We start from the raw sequence: 25,325 nt of genomic DNA, 5'->3' as shown, positions 1-25,325 counted from the left end.
CTCCCTTGTATCGCCGGGCTATTGCCCCTCTTGCAGCCGGTAAACCCGTTCCGCCGTGTCATTGAAAATTGCCTTCTGTTTGGCCTTCGGCATCGACGTGGTCGCCGCGCGGAAGGCACTGAAAAGTGCGTCGTAGTTCGTCCAGATCTTCTCGATCGGAAAGTTCGATCCGAACATGCAGCGGTCCGCGCCGAAGATCTTCTCGGTCTCCGCCACCATGCGGGCGATGAACTCGGGATCGTTTTCGCGAATGAAGGTTCCGAAGGCGGAAAGCTTGGTGACGACGTTCGGGCAACCGGCGAGCCCCTTCATGCCCTTGCGCCAGGCGGCCCAGCCGCCACGGCTGGTGTCCTCCAGCATGCCGGCGTGTTGCAGGATGAAGGTCACGTCCGGGCAGGCTTGGGTCAGTTTCACGGCGTCAGCCATCTGGCCGGTGAACACCTGCAGGTCGAAGCACCATCCGTAATCCGCGAGCCGCGCGACGTTGCGCTGAACGGCCTCATCGGCAACGAGGTCGGGGCGGGATGCAAACCGGTATTGCGGGTTCTCGTGCCAATGGAACTGCTGGCGGATACCCCGCATCAACGGGAATTGCGACAGGCGGTCGAGCTGCGGGCGAACATCCTCGACCGTGAAATCGGCGTAACCGACGATCGCGTTCGGCCACCCGTGCCGGTCGCCAACCGACTGCACCCAGGCCGCCTCGTCGGTGAACCAGTTGGGCGCCCAGTTGGCCTGGACATAGACGGACTTCGTGATCCCGGTCCCCTTCACATCGTCCAGATATTCGTCGATCGGATAGTCGCGCTTGATCGCGGCGTAGCCGCCGAATATGCGCGGCTGTTCCGGCCCGAGGAGCCAGGGCAGGTCCGATTGCCGCCAGATATGGTGGTGCGCGTCGATCATGCCGCCCTCGACAAGTTGAGGACATGCTGGCAGATGCTGCCGAGGTCGCTGCCGTCGGAAAGCGAATCCAGATACGGCCGGGCCGCCGACAGCGCCGCGGTTTTCGGCTCGAATTGCGGATCGGCTGCGAGCGGCGTCAGCCAGTCGAGCCGCCAGGCCATACGCGACAGCCGTCGCGTCGCATCGACCATGGCATCCGGATTGCCGCGTTCCAGCCCGTCGGAAAGGACGATCACGACAGCGCCGCGGGCAAAGCCGGCATAGCGCGGAACGGCGAGGAATGCCTGCAGTGCATCGCCGATCCGCGTGCCGCCGTCGATGTCGGCGACGGCCTGCTCCACCTTCCGCAACGCCTCTGACCTGTCGGACGTCGCCAGCGCCCTGGTGATGCGGGTCAGCCGCGTGCCGAGCGTATAGGCCTCGAAACGGCCGGCGGCGTGCGCAAGCGCATGGGCGAACCGCATCAGGTCATCGGTGCGGTCTTTCATCGAGCCCGACACATCAACGAGAAGCAGGACCTTGCGCTGCCTGCGCTTGCGGCGGCTGACGCTCAGCCGGAAGATCTCGCCGTCCTGCCGCACGGCACGGCGGAGCGTGCGGCGCAAATCGAGCGCATCGCCCTTGGCCGCCGGCGTACGCCGGTAGGACCGGCGTGTGGGCAGGCCGTCCCTTGCCGCATTGGCAAAGGCGGCGAGTGCCGCCTCGTCACCGGCATGCGAGAGCCGGCGTTCGCCGAGCCGTTCGGCCGCCGTCGCCTCGAGACCGACTTCGGACTGCTCGTCGCCGCGCTCCACCTCCACCGTCTCGCCGGTCGGTTCAAGCGCATCCACCTCCTCCGATTCCGATACGGCCTCGGCGGCAATCGTCTGACCGAAAAAGACCGCGCGGAACAGCGCGTCGAACTCGGGCTCGCGCTCTTTTGGGATGGCGAACAGCGCGACCGCGGCGCGGCGGATATCCCAGATGTCCCGAGGACCGAGCACACCGACCGCCTCGATAAACGCAATGTCCTGGTCCGGCGAAACGGCAAATCCGTGCCGGCGCAGGACAACGGCGAATTCAAGCAGGGGCTGGACGGCCTTGGGAAGCATCATGCCGCCTCTCCCGGTATCACGCTCGCCAGCCGGTCCGCCACATAGACAAGGTCGTCGTGATCCTTGACGGCAACGCCGATGGCGCGGCGGAACGCGTCCGGCCATTGCGCGCCCAGGCGTTGCAACAGCGTTGCCGCCTCGGCCCATTCAACGGTCTCGGCGATGCCGGGCGGCTTATTCAAGGGTTCAGCCCGTAAGCGGCCGACCGCCGCCACCACGGCGTCCGCCGTTTCCCGCACGACGGAGCTTGCGCGCGTCATGACGATTTCCGCCTCCTGGACCGGGTCGGGATAGTCGATCCAGTGGTAGACACAGCGCCGGCGCAACGCCTCGTGCAGATCGCGTGTCCGGTTGGACGTCAGAACCACCACCGGCGGCTGGCTGGCGCGCACGGTGCCGGTCTCCGGGATCGATATCGAAAAGTCGGAGAGGAACTCGAGCAGGAAGGCCTCGAACTCGTGATCCGACCGGTCGATCTCGTCGATCAGAAGCAGTGTCTGTGCCGGCGACTGCAGCGCCAGCAGCAGCGGCCGGGCGAGCAGGAACGAATCCTCGTAGATGTTGATGTAGTCGTCTCCCGCCTGGCGGATGGCCAGCATCTGCCGCGGGTAGTTCCACTCGTAAAGCGCCGCGGCCGCGTCGATGCCCTCGAAACATTGCAGCCGGACAACCTGCCGCCCAAGCACGCCGCCGAGCGCCTTGGCGGCTTCCGTCTTGCCGACACCGGGCATTCCTTCGAGCAGCAGCGGCTTGCCGAGCGCCAGCGCGAGATAGATGGCGGTCGCGAGTTCCGAATCGGCCAGGTATTGGGCGTCGATCAGCGCCCGGCGCAGGATGTCCGGTGAATCGATGCCCTCAATGTTCGGCCGCACGGGCATCGTCTACCTCCGCCCTTGCGGCTTGGCGCCGCCGTTCTCGCGCAGGCCGCGCAGGATCTTTTCCGGCGTGATCGGCAGCGTGTCGCAGCGCACGCCAACAGCGTTGTAGACGGCGTTGGCAATCGCCGGCAGAACGGGATTGGCGCACATTTCGCCGGGCCCCTTGCCGCCGTAGGGCGCGTCCTCGGCAGGCCGTTCCAGCACGGCGATGTTGTGGGTCACGACCTCGGCCGGTCCCGGCATCAGATAGTGGTTGAAATCCTGCGGCCCGTGTTCGCGGTCCGGATAATAGGGTTCGGTCGTCTCGTAGAGCGCGTGGGAAACGCCCATCCACGCGCCGCCGATGAGCTGCTGTTCGACAAGCTTCGGATTGAGCGCCCGGCCGACCTCGTAGGCGGAGTTGATTTCCTTGACCTCCACGACACCCGTCTCGTCGTCAACCTCCAGGTCAACGACCAGCGCCGCATGGGCAAAGCAGGAGACCGGCGTCATCTCGCCGGTGTCGGGATCCGCCTCTGACGGCGGAATGAGGAAGATGCCGCGCCCGGAAAGCGTGCGCCCCTGCTTGAACTGGGCGGCGATCGCCGTGTCGGCGACGGTGATGGACCGTCCGGGGGCACCTTTCACATGAATATTTCCGGCGCCGTCGGTGTCGAGGTCCGCGGCGCTGACCTCCAATTCCTCCGCCGCGGCTTCCAGCAATTGCTGGCGGGCCTCGGTGGCGGCGCGGATGACGGCATTGCCGACACGGTGCGTGCCGCGCGAGGCGAAGGACCCCATGCAGTGCGGTCCGGTATCGCTGTCGGCGGTGTCCACATAGACATCCTCCACCGGCACACCCAGCGTCTCCGAGGCGATCTGGCGGGTGACGGATTTCATGCCCTGTCCGAGATCGATGGAGGACAGCGTCACCATGAATTTGCCGTCCGGGGTCGAATGAACCAGCGCCTGCGAGGGGTCGCCGCCGAGATTCATGCCGATGGGATAGTTAATGCAGGCAAAGCCGCGGCCGTGATGAACTGCCATGGTCTAGCGCCTCCGTGTTCCGGAAATGAAGCGCGACGCGCCGGGCCGCTTGACGCCGCGCTGGAAGGGTTCGCTCGGGCGATAGGGTTCGGGCTGCGCCGGCGGCGGGCTTTGCGGTGCGGGCGGTTCCGCGGGCGCCTGCGGCTCGTACACCGGCGGCGGTGTGGCTTGCGCCGGTTGCGGCGCCTGGGGCGGCGGTGCCGCCGGAGCCGGCGGAGCGGCCGGCTGTGCCGGCCGTTCCGGGTCCGCCGCGCTCACCTTGTGTCCGATGCGTTCCGGTTCGGGCTGCATGTCGTCCCGTTGCGGCCGCGCGGCGGAGACCGCCTCGCCGGCCGTTCCGGCCGCGATGCGGCCCGTGCCCCGCTCGCTCGGCGCAAAGGGAATTCGGCGCTGGCGCCGCTCGCCGATCCTGCCCTCCTGGTCGGTGACGGTCTCGCCGATCAGCGCCCTGTCGCCGCCGCCGTCGGAAAGGCTCGAGGCCGCGGCGAATTGCGGTCCGATCCGCCATCCGGCCTTGTCAGCGGCCACCTGGCAGCACTCGATCAGCGCCGTGTTCTTGGCCAGCCTGCGATGCGCCTTCATGTCGCCGTCGCGATAGGCATTGAGGATGCGCAGCTCGACCGGATCCATCCCGACCGCTTCGGCGACCTTGTCCATGTGGCTTTCGATGGCGAAATCGACGCCGGTGATGCCGAAACCGCGCATCGCCGTCGCCGGCGTCCTGTTGGTGTAGACGCAGTAGACGTTTGAGGCGACGTTGGGGATCGTATACGGCCCCGGCAGATGGCCCGTCGCCTTGATGATGGCGTAGGACGACAGCCTTGTATAGGCGCCGCAGTCGAAGAATCCCGTGAACGAGCGGGCGACGATCCGCCCATCATTCATGACCCCGTCTTTGATATACCAGCGCTCGCCGCCGCGCGGCGCGCCCACCTGCATCTCCTCGGGCCTGTCCCACATGAACTTGACGGGACGGCCGGTCAGAACCGCCCCCAGCGTTGCCATCGGCTCGACGATGCTGTCCACCTTGCCGCCGAAGCCGCCGCCGACGGTACCGCCGACGAAATGCAGCCGCGACGAGGCGATGTCGAGCAGTTTCGCCGTCGTGCCGAGCGAGAAGAACAAGGCCTGGGTCGACGTGTAGCAGACGAAACGATCATTGGTTTCGGGTGCTGCGATGGCGCCGCAGGTCTCAAGCGGCGCCTGCTCGATCGGCGACATCTGATAGCGTCCCTCGATGACCCGGTCGGCTTGCGCAAATCCGGCCCCGATATCGCCGAACCGCAGCTTCTGGTGATCGTAGCGTTCGTGATAGTCGAAGGTGTTGTTCGGGTATTCCTCGTTGACGACCGGCGCATCCGGCTCCAGCGCCTCCTCGACATCGAGCACATGCGGCAGCACCTCCCAGTCGACCCGCACCGCGGCGATAGCCGCGCGCGCCTGCCGTTCGGTGTCGGCGATCACCGCGCAGACCGGCTCGCCTCGGTAACTGACCTTCGTATGCGACAGGAGCGGCTCGTCGTCCCGCCCGAAATTGATCAGCGAAAGCAGCGTATTGATGTTGTGCGGCACGTCCGACGGCATGACGATGCGCCGCACGCCCGGCATGCGTTCGGCGGCGCTTGTGTCGATCGAGCGGATGCGCGCGTGGTGGTGCGGCGAGCGCACGCAGCGCATGTGCAGGAGCCCGTCGAACAGATGGTCGTCATAGTAAGGCGAGCGCCCCGTCACATGGCCGAGAATGTCCTGCCGCACCGTCGGCTTGCCGATCTGCTTCAGATCGTCCACGCGCTCGTCGGCGAAGAGATCCTTGCGGAATTCGATCGTCGTCATCAGCCGAACCTCCGCCCGGAACCGGAGGCTGCCGCAAGAATGGCGTCGATGATCGGCTCATACCCGGTGCAGCGGCAGATATTGCCGGAGATGGCCTCCGCAACGTCGTCGCGGCTCGGATTCGGATTGCTGTCGAGCAGCGCCCTGGCGGCCATCAGCATGCCCGGTGTGCAATAGCCGCACTGCGCGGCAAATCCGTCGATGAACGCCTTTTGCAGTGCGTGCAGTTCGGGCCCGCCGGCCAGTCCCGCCGTGGTCTCGACGCTTTTGCCCGCAACGGTTTCGGCGAGTGTCAGGCACGATAGGTGCAGTTCGCCGTCGATCAGCACGGAGCAAGCCCCGCAGCTTCCCTGCCCGCAGCCATATTTCGGCGTCTGGTCGCCGACGCCGCGCCGCAGCACGTCGAGCAGGTTCGCCCCCGCGTCGACGAACACGCCCGTCTCGGCGCCGTTCAGCGTGAAATTCAAAGCCGTCTTTTCCATTACAGCCGCCTTTCGGGAATAAGCAGGCGCTTCAGGTGGATGGGCGCCACCTCGCGCCGGTACCAGCCGCTTGCCAGCGCATCGTCCTGCGGCGAAAGCCCTTCCGTGGCAGCCTGCAGGGCCGGTTCGATACCGCGCTCATCGAGATTGGTGCCGTTGAGCGCCGCCTCGCATGCCTTGACCCTTGCCGCCGTAGCCCCCATGGCGCCGAAAGCGATACGCGTGTTTTCCAGCCGCCCGGCCGACTTCGGCAGCCATGCGGCCAGAGCCATGACGGAGGCGCCCTTCGGTTTCACCCGCGCGACCTTGAGGAACCGGAACTCGTCGGCCTGCGGACGCGGCACGCTGACGGCAGCTGCGAGACCGATCGATTGTCCGCGGTTCTGCAGCACCGTCTCGATCGGCTCCTCCCGGCCGTCCGCCCAGTGGACGGTCGCGTCGAGCGCCAGCAGCGCCGTCGCGAAGTCGCCATAGGGGTGCGGCGCGAAAAGGTTGCCGCCGACCGTCGCCCGGTTGCGGATCGCCGGCCCGCCGACCGAGCGCGCGGCGGGCGCCAGAAACGCCAGATCGCGCGAAGCGGCCACCTTGGCCATGGTCACGCCGGCACCGATGTGGACACGGTCCCCGGCATTACTGATCTCACCGAGCCGCCGGTCGCTTGTGCGCACGATCCGGTCGAACCCCTGATTGCCGTAATTGACGGCGACCATGAGCAACGTTCCGCCGGCCATGAAGCGGCTGCGTTCGCCGACGGCGCCCGCCGCCTCCTCAATCGTCTCAAATGTCTCAACCGAGAGCATTGCTAATCCCCGAGTCCCATGTGGCTGCGAATGGCGTCGAACGCCGCGCGGTAGATGTCGTCACCGACCAACCCGGCCAGTTCCCCCTCCCGGCCCTCCGGCGTCGAAAAGCGCCCCTCCCATTCCCAGAAAGTCTGGTTGGTGTCGGTCACGGGATAGAGGCGCACATGCGCGACGTAGTTGAAGAGCGGAATGGGCGTATCCAGCAGGCAGTAGGAGTAGGTCTGCTCCATGTCGGAGAGCGTCAGCAGCCGTTCGCGCAGCTCGCTGCCGTCATTCAGCCTGAAGCTGCGGACGCAGCCCACCCGGTCGGATGGCTCGCCGCGCTCGATCTGGCTTTTTTCCACCTCCGGATGCCAGCGGTCGTGGCCATTGAAATCGCGCAATTCCTCCCACAGCCGATCGCTCGGCACGGGCAGGACTGTACTGCGGATAACCCTGACCACGACCTTAGCCTCACTTGAACTTCATGTCGGCCGGATCGAAGGTGGTGACCTGCACATACATCAGCCCGTCATGGGTAACATAGGCGTCGGCACCCTTGTAAGGCTCGGCCAGCCAGTCGGCCTCGACACGCCAGGACACATTCACCGTATCGCCGACGGTCTTCACCTTCTCGGCGATGAAGGTCGCCCCCTTGAAGCCGCCATCGGACCTCGAGGTGCAGAAGCCGGCGAACACGTCACCGATCGCGCTGCGACCTTCGATCCAGGTGCCGTTGGGCAGTATGAAGAGGACCTCTTCCGGATATTGCGCCATCAGCCGATCCCAGTCACAGGCGTTGAGCGCATCGATATGCTCGAACGTCACCATTTCCGCATTCGGCTGGGTGACCAGCGGCGGCAGCTTCTTTGCCGCGTCCTGGGCCACACTGCCGCCGGCTGTCAGAAGCAGCAGGGCTGCTGTCAGACCAATTACTCGTTTCATTTTCTCCTCCCTTTGTTTCCCTTTCGGGTTCATCAGCCACCGAAGTGCCGCCTGAGGGCGTCGAAGCCGCCCTGGAACACATTGGTGCTGATTCCTGAGACCAGATCGGCCTCGTTATCCGGGCTGCACTCGAATTCGGCGGACCACTCGATGAAGCAGCGGTCGCCGTCGGTCACCGGTGTCAAGCGCAGGGTCGCGATGTAGTCAGAAAGCGGCATCGGGCTGTCGAGGATCGCGTAGGTGCAGAACATGTCGTAGTCGCTCAGGCCAAGGAGCTGCTCGCGGATATTGTCGCCGTTCTGCAGGTTGAAGTTGCGGATGCAGCCCACCTTGTCCGACGGCATCGCCTCCTCGATGCGGCTGTCGCGTATGCGCGGATGCCACTTGGGCAGTCCGTTGAAATCGCGCACCCGTTCCCACACATTGGACGCCGGCGCGTTTATGACGGACGAAACATAGGCGCGCGCCATCTATTCGCCCCCCTTCTTTTTGCCGTCTTCCTTCGGCTTCGGCTGTCGCTTGGAGAGCTCGTTGGCGGTCCGCGTGAGATCGGACGCCTCGCGGATCAGCCCGCCCTGCTTGGCAAGGTTCGAGCCGTCAATGCCGATATCGGACAACAGGTTGTCGATCATCGGGGCCTGGACGCGGTAACGAAGCGCCGAGTTGATGACCTCGTCGGTCGGGCTTCCGCCCGAGCCGCTGCCGAGCGCGCCCTCCACGCCGTCGCCATTGGCCCAGCCAAGGCCGTTGGCGCCGCCGCCCAGTTGCATGATGCGGATGTCCTTGATCTTCTCGAGCGGCTTGACCGAGGCCGATACGATGCCCTCGACATGTTCCAGCATCTTGCGCTTGAACAGCGAGTGGCGTGCACCGTCGGTGAGCACGTTCTCCGCCTCGTTGATGAGCTTCTGGGCTTCCGCCTCGACAGCCGCCCGGATCCGCTCGGCCTCCGCCGCGATCCGCTTTTCCTCGGCGTCCTTTTCGGCGATCACCACATCGACGGACTTGCGCCGGCTTGCTTCCTCGGTCTCGCGGGCTGTCTTGACCTTCTCGGCGGCTTCCGCGGCACGAGCCTTGGCGAGCTCCGCCTCGACGGCAGCGGCGCTTTCGTCCAGCGACTTCTGGTAGAGCGCGATGGCTTTCTCCATCGACGCTTCCTCGACCGATTTCTCCCGGTCGATCTCCAGCCGCCGCCGCTCCGTCTGGTGGCCGATGCGCGCCTCGTCGAGACCGCGCTCGGACGCGATCTGGGCGCGCTCGACCTCCTCCTGGCTGGCGATTTCGGCCTCGCGCAGCGCCTGCACGCGCGCGATTTCGAGCTGTTCCAGCACCTTCTTGCGCTCGAGCTTGCGGGCATCGAGCTCCTGCTCTGCGAGGATGCGCTCGGCGTCCACCGTCTTCTCCTTTGAGACGCGGGCCGCCTCGATGGCCTGATCGGCGGCGATCTGCGCCGAATCCAGGGCCTTGTTGCGCTCGATTTCGAGATTGCGGATCTTCTCGTCGCGGCTGATCTTGTCGGCCGTGGTTTCCGCGTCTTTTTCGATGCGCTGCTGTTCGACAAGCCGGCGGGAAGAGATCTCGGCGGCCTCGACCGCCTCGTTCTTCTCGATCTCCCGGGCCCGGATCTCGCCTTCCTTGGCGATCTCCGCGGCCCTCGTCTTCTTCTCTTCGTCGATGCGGGCCTCGTTGACCGTCTTCTGCGCCTCGACATTGGCGACGTCGACAGCCCTGTTGCGCGCAATCTCCCGCTCGCGCAGGTCCTGCTCGAAGGCGATGCGTTCGGCCGCGACCTTCTTGTCCTTGGCGATACGCGCCGCCTCGACGGCCTCTGTCATGGCAATCGCGGCCGATTCAACGGCCTGCTCGCGCGCAACGTCACGCTGCCTGGTTGTTTCCTCGCTCTCGATGCGGGCTGTCTCGACCGCTTTCTTGGACGCGATTTCGCTCTCGTCGATATTGCGGTTGCGGGCGATCTCGAGCGAGCGGACACGCTCTTCCTGCTCGATACGCGACTTGGACGTCGCCTCGGCAGCTTCGATCTGCTGCGCGTCGAGCTCGCGCTGGCGGGTGATTTCCAGGGAACGCGTATCCTGCTCGGCGGCGATACGCTCGGCCGACAGGGTCTTTTCCCGGGCTATGCGCGCGGCTTCCGTCGCCTGCTGGCTGGCGATCTCCGCCTCTTCAAGGACCTTCTGGCGCTCGATTTCGAGCGTGCGGGTATCGCGATCGGACGTGATGCGCTCGGCATTGACGGTCTTTTCCTGCGCGATGCGCAGTTTTTCCGCCGCTTCGCGGGACGCGATCTCCGCCTGCTCGACCGACAGGTTGCGGGCGATCTCCTTTTCACGGGTGCTCTGCTCGAGGGCGATCCGGGCTTCCGTGACACTGCGCTCCTGAGCGATGCGTGCCTTTTCGACAATCTCCTTCGCGGCAATGTCGGCCTCGTCGACCGTCCGCTGCCGTTCGATCTCCTTCGATTGCGTTTCCTGGTCCTTGGCGATCCGGGCCTCGGTCACCGACTTCTCCTGCTCGATCCTTGCCCTCTCGATCGCCTCCTTCGCGGTAATGTCGGCCGATTCGGTTTCCTGCTGGGTGCGGATCCGTTCCTCGGTCAGCACCTTCTCCTGGTTGATGCGGGCCTTCTCGACAGCCTCCCGCGACAGGATTTCCGCCTCGTCGACGATTTTCTGCCGCTCGATTTCCTTCTGACGGATGTCCTTTTCGGAAGCGATCCGGGCTTCCGCGATCTGGTGCTCATTGGCGATGCGCGCGGTTTCTATGGCTTCGCGCGACAGGAACGTGGCCTGCTCGGCTTCCTTCTCGCGTTCGGAGCGCTCGCGCGCTAAGTCGGCACGCTGCTGCGCCCGCCGGAACTCGATCTCGCGCTCCTGCACCAGGCGCGCTTCCTCGCTCTGCTTCTCGATTTCGAGCGACTGCTTTTCCGCCTCGAGATTGCGAGCGCGGATCTTGGTCATCGTCTCCTGCTCGATGTCGTTGCGGATCTTGCGCCGGCCCTCGATGGCCTCGATGACGAGCGTCAGGCCCTCCGCGTCGAACCGGTTCGACGGGTTGAAATACTCGATATCCGTCTGGTCGATATCGGTGATGGCGACGCTTTCAAGCTCGAGGCCGTTCTTGTCGAGGCCTTCCTGCGCCAGGCTCAGGACCCGCGCCACGTAGTCGTGCCGGCTTTCGTGCAACTCCTCCATGGTCATCTCGGAGGCAACGGTGCGCAAGGCGGAAATGAACTTGCCGGCCAGCAGGGCGTGGATGCGTTCCGGCTCTAGGGTGCGCTTGCCGAGTGTCGATGCCGCAAGGCTCACCGATTGCCGGTCCTGCTTGACCCGCACATAGAATTCGGCGTCGACATCGACACGCATGCGGTCCTTGGTGTTGAGCGCGTCGTCCTTCTCCCGGACCACGGCCAGCTGAAGCGAGTTCATGTTGACGGGCGTGATGTCGTGGATGATCGGCCAGACGAATGCGCCGCCGTCGATCACCACCTTCTCGCCGAGGAAGCCGGTCCTGACGAACGCCACTTCCTTGGTGGACCGGCGATAGAGCCAGTTCATCACCCAATAGAGAATGAAAATGACAATGACGGCCAGTATCAGCCAAAGGATCAGTTGTCCGATCAGTTGTCCGGTCATTGGGTCCTCCCGTCAGCCTTGGCGGCCGATCTGCTTGAATTTCCTGGTCTGTTCCGTAAGCGCGACTTCCGTCGGAAGACGTTCCATGGACGAAGCGCCGTAAAAGCCGTGGCAGTTCTTGGTGTGGCGAAGAACGAATTCCGCATCCTCGGGCTGCGCCACCGGTCCGCCGTGGACGAGAATGATCGCCGAGGCGTTGACCGCCAGCGCCGCCGCCGCCCATTCATCGACAACGGCCGGGCACTGCTCGAGCGTCATGGCGGTCTCGGCGCCGATGGAGCCGCCGGTGGTCAGGCCGAGATGGCACACGATAATGTCCGCACCCGCCTGCGCCATCGCTGCGGCATCCTTGGCCGAGAACACGTAAGGGGTCGTCAGCATGTCCCGCTCGGCCGCCAGACGGATCATTTCGACCTCGAGGCCGTAGGACATACCGGTTTCTTCCAGATTGGCGCGAAAATTCCCGTCGATGAGGCCGACCGTCGGAAAATTCTGGACACCCGAGAAACCGGCCGCCTTGACCTGATCGAGGAACCTGTCCATCAGGCGGAACGGGTCGGAAGCGCACACCCCGGCCAGCACCGGCGTGTTCCGGACCACCGGCAGGACCTCGCCCGCCATATCCATCACCACGCCGTTGGCGTCGCCATAGGGCATCAGCCCGGCGAGGCTGCCGCGCCCGGCCATCCGGTAGCGGCCGGAGTTGTAGATGACGATGAGGTCGATGCCGCCAGCCTCCTCGCACTTGGCGCTGAGGCCGGTGCCGGCGCCGCCGCCGATGATCGGTTCGCCGCTAGCGATCATGCCGCGATATTTCTTCATCAGTTCCTTGCGCTCGAACATGCTCTATGCCCCGTTTGCCCTGCGCCGCGGCGCTGCGTGAAAACTCTTGAATGTCTTGACGATCAGGTCGGCGAATTCCGCATCGTTGATGTTGTGCGGCACCCGCACCAGCTGCCGGTTGGCCGTCTGCCGCACCGTCTCCTCCAGCGCCTCGAACAGCGCCGCATCCGCCTGCGGGTCCCAGAACGCCATGCCCGGTGCATCGAGCAGCGAAACGCCGCCCTCGGGCAGGAAGAACCGCACGACCCCGTTCATCCGGTTGAGCCTTTCGCCAATCCAGCGCCCCATCTGCCGGTTTTCCTCCGGCGTCGTACGCATCAGGGTGATTTGCGGGTTGTGCTCGTAGAAGGTGCGGCCGCGATATTTCTCGGGAACCGTGTCCGGCGCGTTGAAATTGACCATGTCGAGCGCGCCGCAGGCACCGATATAGGGAAGTCCGGCGCGGATCGAAGCGCCGAAACGGTCTTCATCGGCGGCGAACACCCCGCCGGCCACCATGTCGCAGACCTCGGTGGTGGTCAGGTCGATGATCGCCGACAACATGCCCGAGTCCATCAGCTTTTCCATCGACCGGCCGCCGGTGCCGGTGGCGTGGAAGACAAGGCAGTCGTAGTCGTCCTCGAGCTGGGCGGTGACCTGCTGGACGCACGGCGTCGTCACCCCGAACATGGTGATGCCGACGGCCGGCTTGTCGTCCTGGCGCGGCCGTGAAGACTGCCTGGCCTGCACCATGCCGACCAGCGCACCGGCGCCGTTTGCCAGCACCTCGCGGGTGATCGAGTTGATGCCTTGCACGTCGGCGACGGAATGCAGCATCAGGATATCCGAAGGGCCGACATATTGACCGACATTGCCCGAAGCCACGGTGGAGATGATGACCTTCGGCACGCCGACGGGCGTCACCCGGAAGGCCGGCGCGACCAGCGCCGTGCCGCCCGACCCGCCGGCGCCGATCAAGCCGGCGATATCATCGCGGCTGCGCATCCAGTTCTCGAACGCAACGGTTATCGCCGCGACAGCGGTGCCGCGATCGCCGGTGAAAACGCCCGAAGTGCCGCGCGGATGGAAGCCCGCCACGGCGTGCGGCGGGACATCGGCACCGGACGGCTTTCCGCTGGTCGACAGATCGACCATCTGGACCCTGAGGCCGGCGTCCTTGATGACGTCGCGGATAAAGCGGAGCTCCTCTCCCTTCGTATCGAGGGTGCCGCAGACGAAGACCGAACCGCCGCGGCTGCCCGAGGTCTTGAGCCGGGTGACCATCGCGGCCGGGGATTCGACCGACGTGACGGTTCGTGCGGCGTTTTCGATGACCCTTGCCGGAACCGGCTGCGACCATCGCGTGGGTATCTCTGGGTTCGAAAGGTAGATCCGTGTCTGGCGTGCCGTTTCCGCATCCGGCGCTTCGGCGGCTTCGGGAACGACACTGTCGGGCGTTTCGTCATGGGCGTGCCGGCCGACACCCAGCAGCGCCTGCTGGAGATCCCTGTCCGACGACAACAGGGCCGAATCCATGACCCGGTTGATCCGCCCGTTGACCATGATGGCGACCTGCTCCGACACCGCGCAGGCAACGCCGATGTTCTGCTCGATCACCAGCACGTTGACGTCGCTCTCCGCGCCAAGCCTGAGCAGCATGTCTGTCACCTGGTTGACGATCACCGGCGCCAGCCCCTCCGTCGGCTCGTCCATGACCAGGAGCCTGGGGTTGAGCAGCAGCGCCCGGCCGATGGCCAGCATCTGCTGCTCCCCACCGGACAGTTGCGCGCCCAGATTGCCCTTGCGTTCCGCCAGGCGTGGAAACAGCGAATAGATGCGCTCCACTGTCCAGGCGCCGCGCCGGCTGGCCACCAGCCTGAGGTGCTCGTCCACGGTCAGCGAGCGCCACAGGCGCCGGCCCTGCGGCACGTAGCCGATGCCGAGCCGGGCAATATCTGCCGGACCCAACCCCACCAGCGCGTGGCCGGCAACGCTGATCGAGCCTGAGGCCACGGGAACGAGGCCCATGATGGCATTGCACAGGGTCGTCTTGCCCATGCCGTTCCGGCCCACAACGGAAAGGACGCCACTCGCGAGCGTCAGATCGACGCCCTGCAGCGCGTGGCTGTGGCCGTAGAGGACATTCAGCCCGCGAACGTCCAGGATCGGTGTCGACGCCTCAGCCATCGTTAACTCCCAGATACAGCGCCTGCACTTCCGGATCGTCCTCGATTTCCGCCGGTTTTCCTTCCTTGAAGATTCGGCCGTTGTGCATCATCGTCACCGATTCCGCGACGCGCAGCGCCACGTCCATGTCGTGCTCGATGATGATGTAGCCCATGTGCGACGGCAGCCCGGTCAGGATATCGACCAGTTCCCGGCGCTCCGTCGGCGACAGTCCGGCGGCCGGTTCGTCGAACAGGATGAACCGCGGCGCACCGGCCAGCGCCATGGCGATCTCGAGCTGCCGCTGCTGCCCGTAGGAGAGTTCCGAGACGGTCGAATCGCGAACATCGTGGAGATGCACGATCTCCACCAAGTTCTCCGCGCTTGCCATGAGCGCGTCGCTGCGGCGCGGGCGGATAAAGGAGAACCGGCCGCGCGAAACGCCCCGGCAGGCAAGGTAGACATTGTCGAGAACGGACAAGCCGGTGAAAAGCAGCGATATCTGGTAGGTGCGCCTGAGACCGCGCCGGATCCGCTCATGCGGCGGAAACGCGGTGATATCCTCACCGAAAAAGCGTATCGAGCCGGATGTGGGCGGGAAGTCGCCGGTGATGCAGTTGAACAGCGTCGTCTTGCCGGCGCCGTTGGAGCCGAGCACCGCCCGCCGCTCGCCGGGGTGCACGGTGATCGCCACGTCGCTCAGGGCCGCCAGCGCCCCGAACATCTTGGAGACGCCACGCAATTCCAGCGCGTTCGCGGTTCCTGTGGCGGCGAGCCGCGTGCTGACGGATGCGACGTCGCTCATGGCGCGCCCCGTTCGCCGCCGGTCAGCGGATCGCGTCTGAGCGATGTCTGCCAGCGGTCCCACAGGCCCAGTAATCCATCCGGCGAGAAGAAGACGATCAGCAGGAAGCCGAGCCCGATGAGCAACTGGAACCGCTCGCCGCTGAGGCCGAGAGCGACCAGCACGTCGAGCGCGAAAGTCTTGAACAGCACATAGATGAAGGCGCCGATGAAAGCGCCGACCGGCCGCCGCATGCCACCGATGACGGCAATCACCAGGACATCGATCGCCGGCCCGATCCCGACAGTGCCTGGAGAGATCTGCGCCGACTGCCAGGTCAGCAGGATACCGCCGATCCCGGCCGGGATGGCCGCGAAGGCGTAGGCCGCCACGCGGTGGGCGGTGACATCGTAACCGAGCGCCGCCATGCGCCGCGGGTTGTCGCGAACGCCCTGGAGCGCCAGCCCGAACGGGGCGCGGGAAAGGTAGACGACTGCGAAATAGGATACCGCGGCCCAGAACAGCGTCAGGTAGTAGAATGCCTTCGGCCCGCGCCAGTCGACACCGAAGAGCTTCGGCGGAAGAACGCCGTTAAAGCCGGAAAAGCCGTTGAAGACCGTGTAGTTCTGCCGGCAGAAATAGAAGAACGCCGCCGCGATCGCGAGCGTGATCATGATGGTGTAGATGCCTTCCGTGCGCACCGCCAGCCAGCCGGTGACGGTCGCGAACAGGACCGCGATGACGAGCGCCAGCGGGATCGCCACGAACCAGGGCCAGCCCTGGCTGATATCGGTAATGGCACTGTCGCCCAAAATGGCGACCATGTAGCCCGCAACGCCGGCCACCGACATTTGCGCAAGGCTGACCATGCCGCCATAGCCGCCGAGAAGCATCAGGCTGAGGGCGATCATCCCGAGGATGAAAGTCCAGCCGAAAATCTGAAAAAGCACGAAGTCGCTGGCCCCGGCGGGCATGATCAGCAGGATTATTCCGACGGCCCAGTAGCCGATCGGTATCTTCTCGACCCATTCGCGCCATCCGCCCGCCGGGCGCGCCGGCTGCCACCGGGTCTCGAAAACGGCCATGGCCTAGGCCCTCCCCATCAGGCCCTGCGGCCGGAAGGCCAGCACGGCGACCATGATCAGGAAGGTCAGCACCACCGCGTAGGTGGGGAAGTAGACGGATCCGAACTGCTCGGCGAGGCCGATCATCAGCGCACCGAGCGCCGCCCCGGGGATCGACCCCATGCCGCCGACGATCACCACGATGAGCGAGGCAAGCAGGAAGCGGATATCTTCACCGGGTGCGATGGACTGGAAGGTTCCGCCGACGACCCCCGCGACACCGGCGAGACCGGCGCCGAACGCGAAGACGCCCACAAAGACCAGATTGATGCGCGCGCCGGTCGCCGAAAGCATGGCACTGTCGTCGACGCCGGCCCGCACGAGCATGCCGATGCGCGTGCGGTTGAGCAGCAACCACATGCCGACGCCGATGCCGACGGATGCAGCGAAGATGACAATGCGCACAAGCGGGTATTTCAGGAAGATAAGGTCGCCGGAAGAGCGTTTGACGCCGGTCACGAAGAACGTCTCCATGGGCCCGGAGAGCCAGCTCGGTGTGCCGATATTGTAGAAGTCGCCCCCGAAGGCCCAAAGCATCAGGTCAGCCGCCACGATAGAGATGCCAATCGTCACCAGGGTCTGGCGAAGGTCCTGCCCCTCCATGCGCTGGAAGACAACGACCTGGAGCACCACACCGAGAAGTGCAACAACGAGAAAGGCCGCCGGAAAGGCGAGCAGCCAGAATCCGGTCCATTCGGCAACGAAAAAGCCGATATAGCCGCCAAGCAGGTAGAGGGAACCATGCGCCAGGTTGACATTGCGCATGAGGCCGAAAATCAGCGTGAAGCCGCTGGCGACGAGGAAATACAACCCGCCGAGCGTGATCCCGTTGAACAGCGCGTTGAGGAACACCTTCTTGCGGCCGATGCCCGCCACCAGCCATTGCGGCCACACCAGGAAGATCAGCATCAGGAGCACGGCCGCCGCGATCGCGATCACGGCGGTCCACCACGGATGCCTTGCGGCGAATGCCCTCATGGCCGGCTTTTCCCACGCGGTGCGCGTTGTGCGGCCCAACGGAGTTTTCTGGTGACCAAAGGTTCTCCTCCCGATACGCCCGAAGGCCGAGCGAACAATGGGAAAAGGCTAAATGCTGGCCCGAGGAATCGGCATACCCGAAAGTCTTCTCGGTTGGCCTAGAGCCGCTTTATGTCTTGGTTTTCGAGGAGGTGAACGCTTCGACCGGCCGCAACAAAAAACCGGCGCATTCAATCGAAAGCACCGGCACTGGGGGAGAAAAATCGGCGTCAGGACACGTGAGCGACACGCCGGTATTCGCTCGGCGAGATACCAACATTCGACGAGAAGAACCGTGTGAAACTCGCTTGCGACGAGAACCCGAGATCATAGGCGATATCGGTCACCGTTTTCGGCGTCGTCAGCAGGTCGTCAATCGCCTGTTCCGACCGCAGCGTGTTGAGATAGATGTTGGGTGTCACGCCCATCTGGCGCTTGAAAAGCTTGAAGAAATGCGCGCGGGAAAGACCGACCTGCCGGGCGAGGCACTCCATTTCGACATCATAGGTCAGGTTTTCCTGCATGAAGCGAAGCGACCGCCTCACACGAAAATCCGAGAACCGGCACCGCGCCCTTTGCAAAGGGCTGAGCGGCCGCGCGTTCTTCCACGAGTGCTCGAAACAGATGCGGGTGGTTTCGAAAAGCATCGTGTCGAAAAGATCACGGCTTTCATCGTCCATCAAAAGGCCGGTCAGGCGCTTAATGCAGTCCGATATCTTCGGCGTGATACGTACCGCGGGCGCGCCGAAATTCAGCGCATATTCCGCCGAGGCGTTGTTTTCCAAAAACCACATCGGCTTGATGTACATGACAAGGCAGAAGCAGGCCCCGTCGCCGTTGGTTTCAAAACTGTGGGGTTCCCACGGGCTGACCGCGATGGCGTGACTGCCGTCGCAGGCATACGGGAAGCCGTTGATGATGACCCTTCCATCACGCCCGCCGAGATAAAAAATCAGGTGACCTTCCCGGTGTGCGTGGGTGATGATCGTTCGGTCGAGCATGTAGAGCGCAGCACGCCCGAACTCTCCGTGGCACACGGATAAGGCATGGCTCATGGTCGTTCCTCCAAACTGCACGGTTGCTTCTTCGGCACCTCGTGCACACGTACTGTATACGTTAATCGGTCATGGTGCGGCTTTTTTCGTGTCCGTGGCAAGACCCGCAGATCAAGAAAGAGACTTTCGGTTATGTCGGCAAATTCACCGTTACGTACGAAAACCGGGGACTATGGACGCGTATATGCCGTTTTGACCTCCGTGAAAAACTCGCGCGCGTAACTGCCCTGTTCACGCGGTCCGAAGCTCGAGCGCTTACGGCCGCCCATCGGGACATGGTAGTCGACACCGGCCGTCGGCAGATTGACCATTACCAGACCGGCCTCGGCGTTCTGCTTGAAGTGGGACGCGTGTTTGAGGCTTGTGGTGCAGATGCCCGCCGACAACCCGAACGGCGTGTCATTGGCCACGGCAAGAGCCTCATCGTAGCCGCGCACCCGGATGACGGATGCAACGGGGCCGAAAACCTCTTCCCGGTTGATGCGCATATGCGGGTGGGTTTCGGTGATCAGCGTCGGCTCAAGGAAGAAACCGTCGGTCTGCCGTGTCAGCACGCCACCGCCGCAACGGATATTGCCGCCGTCGTTTCGCGCGCCGTCTATGTAGTTGCGATCCTGTTCGAGCTGCGCCGCATCGACGACCGGGCCGATTTCCGTTTCCGTTTTCAGCGCATGATCGACGACGAGGCCCCGCATCCGCTCGGCAAGCGCCTCGATGAACCGGTTGTGTATCCCCTCCGTCACGATCAGCCGCGACGATGCCGTGCAGCGCTGGCCGGTGGAATAGAACGATCCGTCGACCGCGCATTCGACCGCCACGTCGAGATCGGCATCGTCCAGGACCACCAGCGGGTTTTTCCCGCCCATTTCGAGCTGGACCTTCCGCATGTGCCGGACGCACGCCTCCGCGACACGGTTTCCGGTCTCGATCGAGCCCGTGAACGTGACCGCATCCACCCGCTCGTCATCCAGCATCGCCTGCCCGACGACCGAGCCGCGGCCCATGACCAGGTTAAGCACGCCGGCCGGAAGACCGTTGCGTTTCAGTATGTCTGCGATGATCCACGAACAACCGGGCACGAGTTCCGCCGGCTTGAACACGACCGTGTTGCCGAAACACAGGGCCGGCGCGATCTTCCAGGCCGGAATGGCAATCGGGAAGTTCCACGGCGTAATGATCGAGACCACGCCGACCGGCTCACGCGTCACTTCGACACCGATTCCGGGCCGCACGGATGCAAGGCTGTCGCCGGTTACACGCAGCGCCTCGCCGGCAAAGAAAAGGAAGATATGAGCGGCCCTTGCCGTCTCGGCGATCCCCTCGCGCAGTATCTTGCCTTCCTCGCGGCTGAGCAGAGTCCCGATTTCCTCCTTGCGCGCCAGGATCTCGTCGCCAGTGGCCTTGAGGATGTCGTGGCGGGCCTGCGGCGTTGTCCGGGACCATTGCGGAAACGCGTGTGCCGCCGCGTCGACCGCGCTCTGGGTCTCGCTGATGCCCGCCTGTGCGTAGCGATCGACGATGTCGCTGACATCGGACGGGTTGATGTTGCTGACGGCCTGGGGTGTGTCCACCCATTCGCCGCCGATCAGCAGCGGTTTCATCTCGACCACTCCGGCTAGAGAACAGAATGCATTATCGCCGCGACGTCCGCCCTGTCGGGCAGCGTCGCTGAAGCCGGCGGTTCGCCGTGTTCCACCACCATCGATGACGCCCGGCCGATGTGCTTCCTGGTGACCCCCATTTCGGACAGGCGCGCCGGCAACGGCAGCCGATCGAAAAACACGCGCACCCCGTCCGCCAGGCTGAGGCGCGGCTTGATGCCGAGGATACGGCGGATTGGCTGATACTTGTCCTTGAGCGGGACGGCATTGAGACGCAGGACTCCCGGAAGGAACAGGCGCAACAGCGCCCCCTGATCCAGTTCGGCACGGGCGGCGCTGCTAAGGGCCGCGCCCATGGCCTGGCTTGCGCCGATCCCCTTTTGCTGCGCCAGCGCCCCGTTGAGGCTGGCCGCCATCATCTCTCGCCGGACTTCCAGCCGGTCATCGTTGAGAACCCGGTGAAGGTTGCTTGCCGAACGCTGCAGGCCGTCCAGTGCGATTCCGTCCGCCGGCGGATTATAGGCGTTGGAAAGATAGGCCTCGATGCAGCGGGTAATCGCATTGACGCCGGCGCTGGCGCTTGACTTGGAATCGGCGCCGAGCGTCAGGGTCGGATCGCAGATGATTGCGGTCGGAAGCCTTTCGCTCATGGAATAGCGCGTGTTGGTCAGCGCGCTGTGATCCGCCGAGACGATCGGCGCCGCCGTCAGGCCGTCGATCCCCGGCACCGCGAAGAGATTGGGCAGTTTTGTCTTGCAGCGCCCTGGCTTCGTGTCCGCGGATTTGGAATCCGCCGATCCGAGCTCGGCCAGGGGGAACCGCGCAAACTGGGCAAGCCCGATCAGGCGCCCCTTTCCGAAGGCGATAAGCGCATCCGCCCTGTGACCGATATACTTTTTCTGAATGAGGCTCAGCGCCTCCCTCGAGGACATGCTATCCGGAATCTCGCACTGGACCGCTTTTGTCCGGATCGGAAAGCTCGCGAACAGCCGGTCGGCGAATCCGGAAGAAAAATCACCTTTGTCTGCGATCACCACAGGCCGCTTCCGGCCGTGATGTTCGAGTTCGGATCGAAGGGCCTCCTCCAGGATCCCGTCGGCAAAATGTACCCGCGTCAGGTAGGTGATCAGCGCCATCGGGAAACTCTCGGCGGTCCGGACAAAAGGCTGCTCACATCCGGGCGGTCGGCCCGCCCGGATGTCGTGGTCAACGCGCGACTATTCGTACGCGGTCTTGCACTCGGGCGTTTCGCGGCTCGGCAACCCGATCTTGGCGAATGCCGCCGGCTCGATTCCGAGCGTCTGGTTGACGTTCTCTTTGATGCTGACGAGTTTCGTCGCCAGCGTGCCGTCATCCAGTTCGACCACCTCAGACACGAAGTTCGTGCCGATCGCCTGACGATTGCCGTCCAACGCAATCTTGCCGTTGGGCGCGTCGAGTTCCAGGCCCGCCAGGCACGCCCTGAAAGCCTTCTGGCCGTCGGATAGATCGCCGCCGGTTTCGTTGAGGCAGGACAGCGCCGCGTTGGTCGCGTTGTAGTAGCCGGTCGCCAGCAGCGAGGGGCTCGGGAAACGCTGATCCGGCGGGAACGTGTCCTGATAGGCTTTCACATAGGACTGCCATTTCGGATCGTCCCAGGTATCGGCCTGCGGTCCCGACGACGGAACGCCGATAAGCGCATCCTTGGCCGAACCCTTGGACGAAAGAACCGTACCGTCGACCATGATCGTTCCGCCGATCAGGTTCGCATCGCCACCGGCCTGCTGGTACTGGTTGAGGAAGTTGACGGCGTCGCCGCCGCCAAGGCCGAGATAAATGGCGTCCACGTCGTCGGGAAGCGCGGCGATGATCGAGCCGAAGTCCTTCGTGCCGAGCGGCACCCAAAGCCGTTCGGTCACTTCCCCGCCTGCGGCGCAAAACTCGGTCACGAGACCGAAGACCTGTGTGTAGACGAAGGAATAGTCCTCGCCCACTGTGGCGATCGTCTTGTAGCCCTTTTCGTTGAAGATGTAGTCGCCAAGGCCGGCCGACCATTGGGCGCCGTCCATGTTGAATCGGAAGAAATTGTCCGACGGGGTGACATAGGTGGTTTCCTGGGCCCCCGAGATCCCGTTGATGAAGGTTACCTGCGGCTGGGTCTTCGAGTAGTCGCGTATGGCAATACCCTCGGAACCGGAGAGCGGTCCGATGACGATCTCGACACCGTCCTGCTCAACCAGCTTGCGCGCGGCGCGCACGGCGCTGTCCGGGCTGGCATCGGTGGCGCCGATAACAAGTTCGATCTCGCGGCCGCCGGCCTTGTTGTCCGATTGCGCAAGTGCCGTTTTCAGCCCGCGCACACCGTCTTCGCCGAGCACGGTGTAGGTGCCTTCCAGCGTCGCCAGCACGCCCACCTTGAGCGGCTCGGCCGAAACCACCGTCGAACCGGCCGCCACAAGCGCGGCCACCGACAGCGTTGTCAATAATTTCGAGTTCATACACTCCTCCCTTTGCAAACACATCCCCGGGCCTGGTCAGCCTGAGGACGGATCGCTCAAGAGTGCTTTGCGTGGCTCAATAGGGTGATCCCGGAGAGTTTTGCGGCGTATCTCTCCGTCTGATTTTCGCGTGTTTTGATGGAATCGGGCACGCGGCGGCCCCCAATCCGCCCGCCGGGGCCGACAAAACCGACGCGTCCGCCGGCCGGGAGATCAGACGGTGTCACGGGTCGGTTTGAACATCGGCAATGCGGCTCGGCCGCCATGGATCCTGCAGGTGTTTCAGGCGTCCATGACCAGGTCGGCACAGCGATCACCGAGCATCATCGCCGGAGCGTTGGTGTTGCCGGCATTGATGTTCGGCACGGCCGACATGTCACACACCCTCAATTTGTCGACCCCGCGTACCCGCATCCTGGAATCGAGCACGGCCATGGGATCGCCGTCGGCACCCATGCGGGCCGTGCTGGCCGGATGGTAGTTGGTTTTGACAAAGCGCTTGCAATGGGCCCTGAGCGCCGCCTCGGACAAATCTTCCGGAGCGGGTATTGCAACCCGCTCCAGCCGCTCGGCAAGCGGATGCGTTGCAAAGGCGCGCAGGAAGAACCGCTGGCCCGCAATCATGTCGTTCATGTCGTCGGGGTCCTTCAAAAGGTTCGGCGAGACGACAGGCATCGCCGAAGGATCGGCCGACGCAAGGCGTACCTCGCCCCGCGAACGCGGTTTGATGACGACGGTGGTCACGGTCAGCCCGTACCCGTCCTCGACCAGGTCGAGCGTATCGCGGTCCAGGTAGACGATGGGAACGCAAAAGGCCTGGATCGTCGGCGGCGCGTCCGGTTGTTCCGGGTTGACGAAGGCCCCCGCCTCCACGCCCGCCGACGTGACCGGGCCCGATCCGAACAGTTTGAACTGAATGCCGTTTTTCAGCATGCGCCAGCCCTCGCCCTGCTTGTAGTAGCCATAGCGGCCGTTGGCGAGCGCGGTGATGGGCACCTCGGGGTGATCGATCAGGTTTTGCCCGACGCCGGGAAGGTCGACCTTGCAATCGATGCCGTGCTCAGCCAGGTGCGCGGCCGGTCCGATGCCGGACAGCATGAGCACCTTGGGCGTTACCAGCGCGCCGCTCGACACAATCACCTCGCCATCGCTGCGGACCTGCCGGATGTTTCCGCGCTTGTCCTTGTAGACGACACCGACGGCCTGGCCGTTCTCCACCAGTATCTTCTGCACCTCGCAACGCAGGCGCACCGTCAAATTCGGGTTGGATTCCTGCGGCGCCACATAAGCGTAGGCGGCCGAGCTGCGCTTTCCGTGCCGGTTCATGAACTGGTAGAAGCCGACGCCGCGCTGGCTCGGCCCGTTGAAGTCGGAATTGAACGGCTCTCCCATGGTCTGAACGGCCTGCACGAACCAGCGCGAGAACTGGTCGATATGTCCAGGATCCGACACGAGCATCGGGCCCTTGGTGCCGTGATACGCGCCGTTCAGGCGGTTGTTGCTTTCCATGCGCACGAAATGCGACAGCACGTCATCCCAGCCCCAGCCCACACGGTCGTTGTTGCCGCGAAGGATGTCATCCCATTCGTCATAATCGGCCGGTCGCCCACGCATATAGACCTGCGCATTGACCGAGGAGCCGCCGCCCAGGACATGGCCCTGCGGTATCTCGTGGACCCGCCCGTCCAGGTGATCCTGCGGCGTCGTCCTGTGGTAGCGCATATATTTCGAGCCGTTGATCATCTTGAAGATGCCGGGCGGCATGTCGAGCAGCGGGTGCCGGTTGGAGTAGCCGGCCTCGAGCAGCAGCACCCGCGCGCCGCCGTCGCTCGCCAGGCGCGCCGCCGCGACACAGCCGGCGGAGCCGCCCCCCACCACGATATGATCGAATGTCTCGGTCATAGCTGGTCCGTGTCAAAGGTCACCCGGACATATTCCCACGCCGCCTTAAGGTGATTGACCAGCGCTTCCTCGGCGGCATCGGGGTCCCTCTCCACGATCGCCGTGAATATGGCTTCATGGCTCTTGAAGTTGACGAGGTTGCGCTCCGGCGAACGCAGCATCTTCTCCCAGTGCGGCGCAAGCCACGATTTGTAGCCCTCATGGATGGCGGGAAAGATCGGATTTTTCGGGATGCGGTAGAGCACGCCGTGGAATGCCGTGTCCGTCGCGTAGAACGCATCGGAATCGCTGATGGCGCTTTCGTTTTCCGCCAACGCCTGTCTGAGCAGTCCGATATCGTCCTTTTGGGCCGACAACGCCGCTTCGCGCACGAGCGCGCGTTCGATGAAGACGCGGCTGTCATAGAGATTCTTGACGCCGCCGTGTTCGCTCAGCAGGTGGCGGACAATGCCACCGACGGCCGTCAACGCCGTAACATAGTCCGGCTTCCTGACGATGGGGCGATAGCGCGGCTTGCTCTCGATGAGGCCGCGGCTCGACAAGGTGGCGATCGCCTCGCGAATGACCGTGCGGCTCGCGTTGAACTGCTCCATCAGATTGCGCTCCGCCGGCAGCGGTGCGTTGTTTTCGAGCGCGCCGGTCACAATCTGTTGCTCCAGTTCGGCGATGACCGTATCGGCTGCGCGGCCAGACTGCACCGCTACGCTGCCGTGTGTCCCATGATCGCTTCCACTCACGTCCGTCCGCTCCTCCCTGATGCTCACGCGCCGACAAATTTAAT

Annotated in this window: 22 protein-coding genes; all 22 read right to left on the bottom strand. The window is 64.3% G+C overall.

Annotated features, from left to right (window positions below):
* Window positions 1-18 precede the first annotated feature (18 nt).
* Entirely contained in the window at window positions 19-906 is an 888-nt protein-coding gene (locus E4M07_RS22805) for an amidohydrolase family protein (RefSeq protein ID WP_136660712.1), read from the bottom strand.
* Window positions 903-2,000, bottom strand: a complete 1,098-nt coding sequence (locus E4M07_RS22800; RefSeq protein WP_136660711.1) for a VWA domain-containing protein — start codon at window positions 1,998-2,000, stop codon at window positions 903-905. The genes E4M07_RS22805 and E4M07_RS22800 overlap by 4 nt, the downstream gene beginning before the upstream one ends.
* Window positions 1,997-2,878 carry a MoxR family ATPase gene (locus E4M07_RS22795; protein WP_136660710.1) on the bottom strand — a complete coding sequence of 294 codons (882 nt, stop codon included), beginning with the start codon at window positions 2,876-2,878 and terminating at the stop codon, window positions 1,997-1,999. Before E4M07_RS22795 ends, E4M07_RS22800 begins: the two co-directional genes overlap by 4 nt.
* A 3-nt stretch (window positions 2,879-2,881) precedes the next feature.
* Entirely contained in the window at window positions 2,882-3,904 is a 1,023-nt protein-coding gene (locus E4M07_RS22790; RefSeq protein ID WP_136660709.1) for a molybdopterin cofactor-binding domain-containing protein, read from the bottom strand.
* Between the two features lie 3 nt (window positions 3,905-3,907).
* The gene (locus E4M07_RS22785) at window positions 3,908-5,737 is read right to left on the bottom strand and encodes a molybdopterin cofactor-binding domain-containing protein (protein WP_136660708.1); all 1,830 of its coding nucleotides are present in this window, start codon (window positions 5,735-5,737) and stop codon (window positions 3,908-3,910) included.
* Window positions 5,737-6,219: a (2Fe-2S)-binding protein gene (locus E4M07_RS22780; protein WP_136660707.1), complete on the bottom strand. Its 483-nt coding sequence runs from the start codon at window positions 6,217-6,219 to the stop codon at window positions 5,737-5,739. The genes E4M07_RS22785 and E4M07_RS22780 overlap by 1 nt, the downstream gene beginning before the upstream one ends.
* Window positions 6,219-7,019, bottom strand: coding sequence for an FAD binding domain-containing protein (locus E4M07_RS22775; RefSeq protein WP_136660706.1), 801 nt, complete (start codon window positions 7,017-7,019; stop codon window positions 6,219-6,221). Before E4M07_RS22775 ends, E4M07_RS22780 begins: the two co-directional genes overlap by 1 nt.
* A gap of 2 nt (window positions 7,020-7,021) precedes the next feature.
* Window positions 7,022-7,465, bottom strand: a complete 444-nt coding sequence (locus tag E4M07_RS22770; protein ID WP_136660705.1) for an SRPBCC family protein — start codon at window positions 7,463-7,465, stop codon at window positions 7,022-7,024.
* Between the two features lie 10 nt (window positions 7,466-7,475).
* Window positions 7,476-7,946: a nuclear transport factor 2 family protein gene (locus E4M07_RS22765; RefSeq protein WP_169054352.1), complete on the bottom strand. Its 471-nt coding sequence runs from the start codon at window positions 7,944-7,946 to the stop codon at window positions 7,476-7,478.
* A 32-nt stretch (window positions 7,947-7,978) separates the two neighbouring features.
* Entirely contained in the window at window positions 7,979-8,416 is a 438-nt protein-coding gene (locus tag E4M07_RS22760) for an SRPBCC family protein (protein ID WP_136660703.1), read from the bottom strand.
* The gene (locus E4M07_RS22755) at window positions 8,417-11,596 is read right to left on the bottom strand and encodes a flotillin family protein (RefSeq protein WP_136660702.1); all 3,180 of its coding nucleotides are present in this window, start codon (window positions 11,594-11,596) and stop codon (window positions 8,417-8,419) included. It abuts the gene before it with no gap.
* A 12-nt stretch (window positions 11,597-11,608) separates the two neighbouring features.
* Window positions 11,609-12,439, bottom strand: a complete 831-nt coding sequence (locus E4M07_RS22750; protein ID WP_136660701.1) for a phosphoenolpyruvate hydrolase family protein — start codon at window positions 12,437-12,439, stop codon at window positions 11,609-11,611.
* A 3-nt stretch (window positions 12,440-12,442) separates the two neighbouring features.
* Window positions 12,443-14,605 carry an ABC transporter permease gene (locus tag E4M07_RS22745; protein WP_136660700.1) on the bottom strand — a complete coding sequence of 721 codons (2,163 nt, stop codon included), beginning with the start codon at window positions 14,603-14,605 and terminating at the stop codon, window positions 12,443-12,445.
* A complete protein-coding gene (locus E4M07_RS22740; protein WP_136660699.1) occupies window positions 14,598-15,389 on the bottom strand; it encodes an ABC transporter ATP-binding protein in 792 nt (263 codons plus the stop codon). Before E4M07_RS22740 ends, E4M07_RS22745 begins: the two co-directional genes overlap by 8 nt.
* The gene (locus E4M07_RS22735) at window positions 15,386-16,453 is read right to left on the bottom strand and encodes a branched-chain amino acid ABC transporter permease (protein WP_136660698.1); all 1,068 of its coding nucleotides are present in this window, start codon (window positions 16,451-16,453) and stop codon (window positions 15,386-15,388) included. Before E4M07_RS22735 ends, E4M07_RS22740 begins: the two co-directional genes overlap by 4 nt.
* Window positions 16,454-16,456: 3 nt before the next feature.
* Window positions 16,457-17,470, bottom strand: coding sequence for a branched-chain amino acid ABC transporter permease (locus tag E4M07_RS22730; RefSeq protein WP_136660697.1), 1,014 nt, complete (start codon window positions 17,468-17,470; stop codon window positions 16,457-16,459).
* A gap of 269 nt (window positions 17,471-17,739) precedes the next feature.
* Entirely contained in the window at window positions 17,740-18,564 is an 825-nt protein-coding gene (locus E4M07_RS22725; protein WP_136660696.1) for an AraC family transcriptional regulator, read from the bottom strand.
* 170 nt (window positions 18,565-18,734) lie between these two features.
* Entirely contained in the window at window positions 18,735-20,165 is a 1,431-nt protein-coding gene (locus E4M07_RS22720) for an aldehyde dehydrogenase family protein (protein WP_136660695.1), read from the bottom strand.
* Window positions 20,166-20,179: 14 nt separating this feature from the next.
* Window positions 20,180-21,301 carry an iron-containing alcohol dehydrogenase gene (locus tag E4M07_RS22715; RefSeq protein ID WP_136660694.1) on the bottom strand — a complete coding sequence of 374 codons (1,122 nt, stop codon included), beginning with the start codon at window positions 21,299-21,301 and terminating at the stop codon, window positions 20,180-20,182.
* A gap of 81 nt (window positions 21,302-21,382) precedes the next feature.
* Window positions 21,383-22,642 (bottom strand): ABC transporter substrate-binding protein, encoded by a 1,260-nt coding sequence (locus tag E4M07_RS22710; RefSeq protein WP_136660693.1) that lies wholly within the window; start codon window positions 22,640-22,642, stop codon window positions 21,383-21,385.
* Between the two features lie 282 nt (window positions 22,643-22,924).
* Complete coding sequence (locus E4M07_RS22705) at window positions 22,925-24,544, bottom strand: GMC family oxidoreductase N-terminal domain-containing protein (protein WP_136660692.1); 1,620 nt, start codon at window positions 24,542-24,544, stop codon at window positions 22,925-22,927.
* Entirely contained in the window at window positions 24,541-25,281 is a 741-nt protein-coding gene (locus E4M07_RS22700; protein ID WP_136660691.1) for an FCD domain-containing protein, read from the bottom strand. The genes E4M07_RS22705 and E4M07_RS22700 overlap by 4 nt, the downstream gene beginning before the upstream one ends.
* Between the last annotated feature and the right edge of the window lie 44 nt (window positions 25,282-25,325).

It is taken from the genome of Nitratireductor sp. XY-223 (assembly GCF_004959855.1).
Taxonomy (GTDB): Bacteria; Pseudomonadota; Alphaproteobacteria; order Rhizobiales; family Rhizobiaceae; genus Hoeflea_A.
This window is presented reverse-complemented; position numbering and strand designations above follow the sequence as displayed.

Excerpts from the sequence above, each read along its gene's own strand:
- E4M07_RS22805 (WP_136660712.1), bottom strand. The coding sequence starts at position 906 with ATGATCGACGCGCACCACCATATCTGGCGGCAATCGGACCTGCCCTGG.
- E4M07_RS22800 (WP_136660711.1), bottom strand. The coding sequence starts at position 2,000 with ATGATGCTTCCCAAGGCCGTCCAGCCCCTGCTTGAATTCGCCGTTGTC.
- E4M07_RS22795 (WP_136660710.1), bottom strand. The coding sequence starts at position 2,878 with ATGCCCGTGCGGCCGAACATTGAGGGCATCGATTCACCGGACATCCTG.
- E4M07_RS22790 (WP_136660709.1), bottom strand. The coding sequence starts at position 3,904 with ATGGCAGTTCATCACGGCCGCGGCTTTGCCTGCATTAACTATCCCATC.
- E4M07_RS22785 (WP_136660708.1), bottom strand. The coding sequence starts at position 5,737 with ATGACGACGATCGAATTCCGCAAGGATCTCTTCGCCGACGAGCGCGTG.
- E4M07_RS22780 (WP_136660707.1), bottom strand. The coding sequence starts at position 6,219 with ATGGAAAAGACGGCTTTGAATTTCACGCTGAACGGCGCCGAGACGGGC.
- E4M07_RS22775 (WP_136660706.1), bottom strand. The coding sequence starts at position 7,019 with ATGCTCTCGGTTGAGACATTTGAGACGATTGAGGAGGCGGCGGGCGCC.
- E4M07_RS22765 (WP_169054352.1), bottom strand. The coding sequence starts at position 7,946 with ATGAAACGAGTAATTGGTCTGACAGCAGCCCTGCTGCTTCTGACAGCC.
- E4M07_RS22760 (WP_136660703.1), bottom strand. The coding sequence starts at position 8,416 with ATGGCGCGCGCCTATGTTTCGTCCGTCATAAACGCGCCGGCGTCCAAT.
- E4M07_RS22755 (WP_136660702.1), bottom strand. The coding sequence starts at position 11,596 with ATGACCGGACAACTGATCGGACAACTGATCCTTTGGCTGATACTGGCC.
- E4M07_RS22750 (WP_136660701.1), bottom strand. The coding sequence starts at position 12,439 with ATGTTCGAGCGCAAGGAACTGATGAAGAAATATCGCGGCATGATCGCT.
- E4M07_RS22745 (WP_136660700.1), bottom strand. The coding sequence starts at position 14,605 with ATGGCTGAGGCGTCGACACCGATCCTGGACGTTCGCGGGCTGAATGTC.
- E4M07_RS22740 (WP_136660699.1), bottom strand. The coding sequence starts at position 15,389 with ATGAGCGACGTCGCATCCGTCAGCACGCGGCTCGCCGCCACAGGAACC.
- E4M07_RS22735 (WP_136660698.1), bottom strand. The coding sequence starts at position 16,453 with ATGGCCGTTTTCGAGACCCGGTGGCAGCCGGCGCGCCCGGCGGGCGGA.
- E4M07_RS22730 (WP_136660697.1), bottom strand. The coding sequence starts at position 17,470 with ATGAGGGCATTCGCCGCAAGGCATCCGTGGTGGACCGCCGTGATCGCG.
- E4M07_RS22725 (WP_136660696.1), bottom strand. The coding sequence starts at position 18,564 with ATGAGCCATGCCTTATCCGTGTGCCACGGAGAGTTCGGGCGTGCTGCG.
- E4M07_RS22720 (WP_136660695.1), bottom strand. The coding sequence starts at position 20,165 with ATGAAACCGCTGCTGATCGGCGGCGAATGGGTGGACACACCCCAGGCC.
- E4M07_RS22715 (WP_136660694.1), bottom strand. The coding sequence starts at position 21,301 with ATGGCGCTGATCACCTACCTGACGCGGGTACATTTTGCCGACGGGATC.
- E4M07_RS22710 (WP_136660693.1), bottom strand. The coding sequence starts at position 22,642 with ATGAACTCGAAATTATTGACAACGCTGTCGGTGGCCGCGCTTGTGGCG.
- E4M07_RS22705 (WP_136660692.1), bottom strand. The coding sequence starts at position 24,544 with ATGACCGAGACATTCGATCATATCGTGGTGGGGGGCGGCTCCGCCGGC.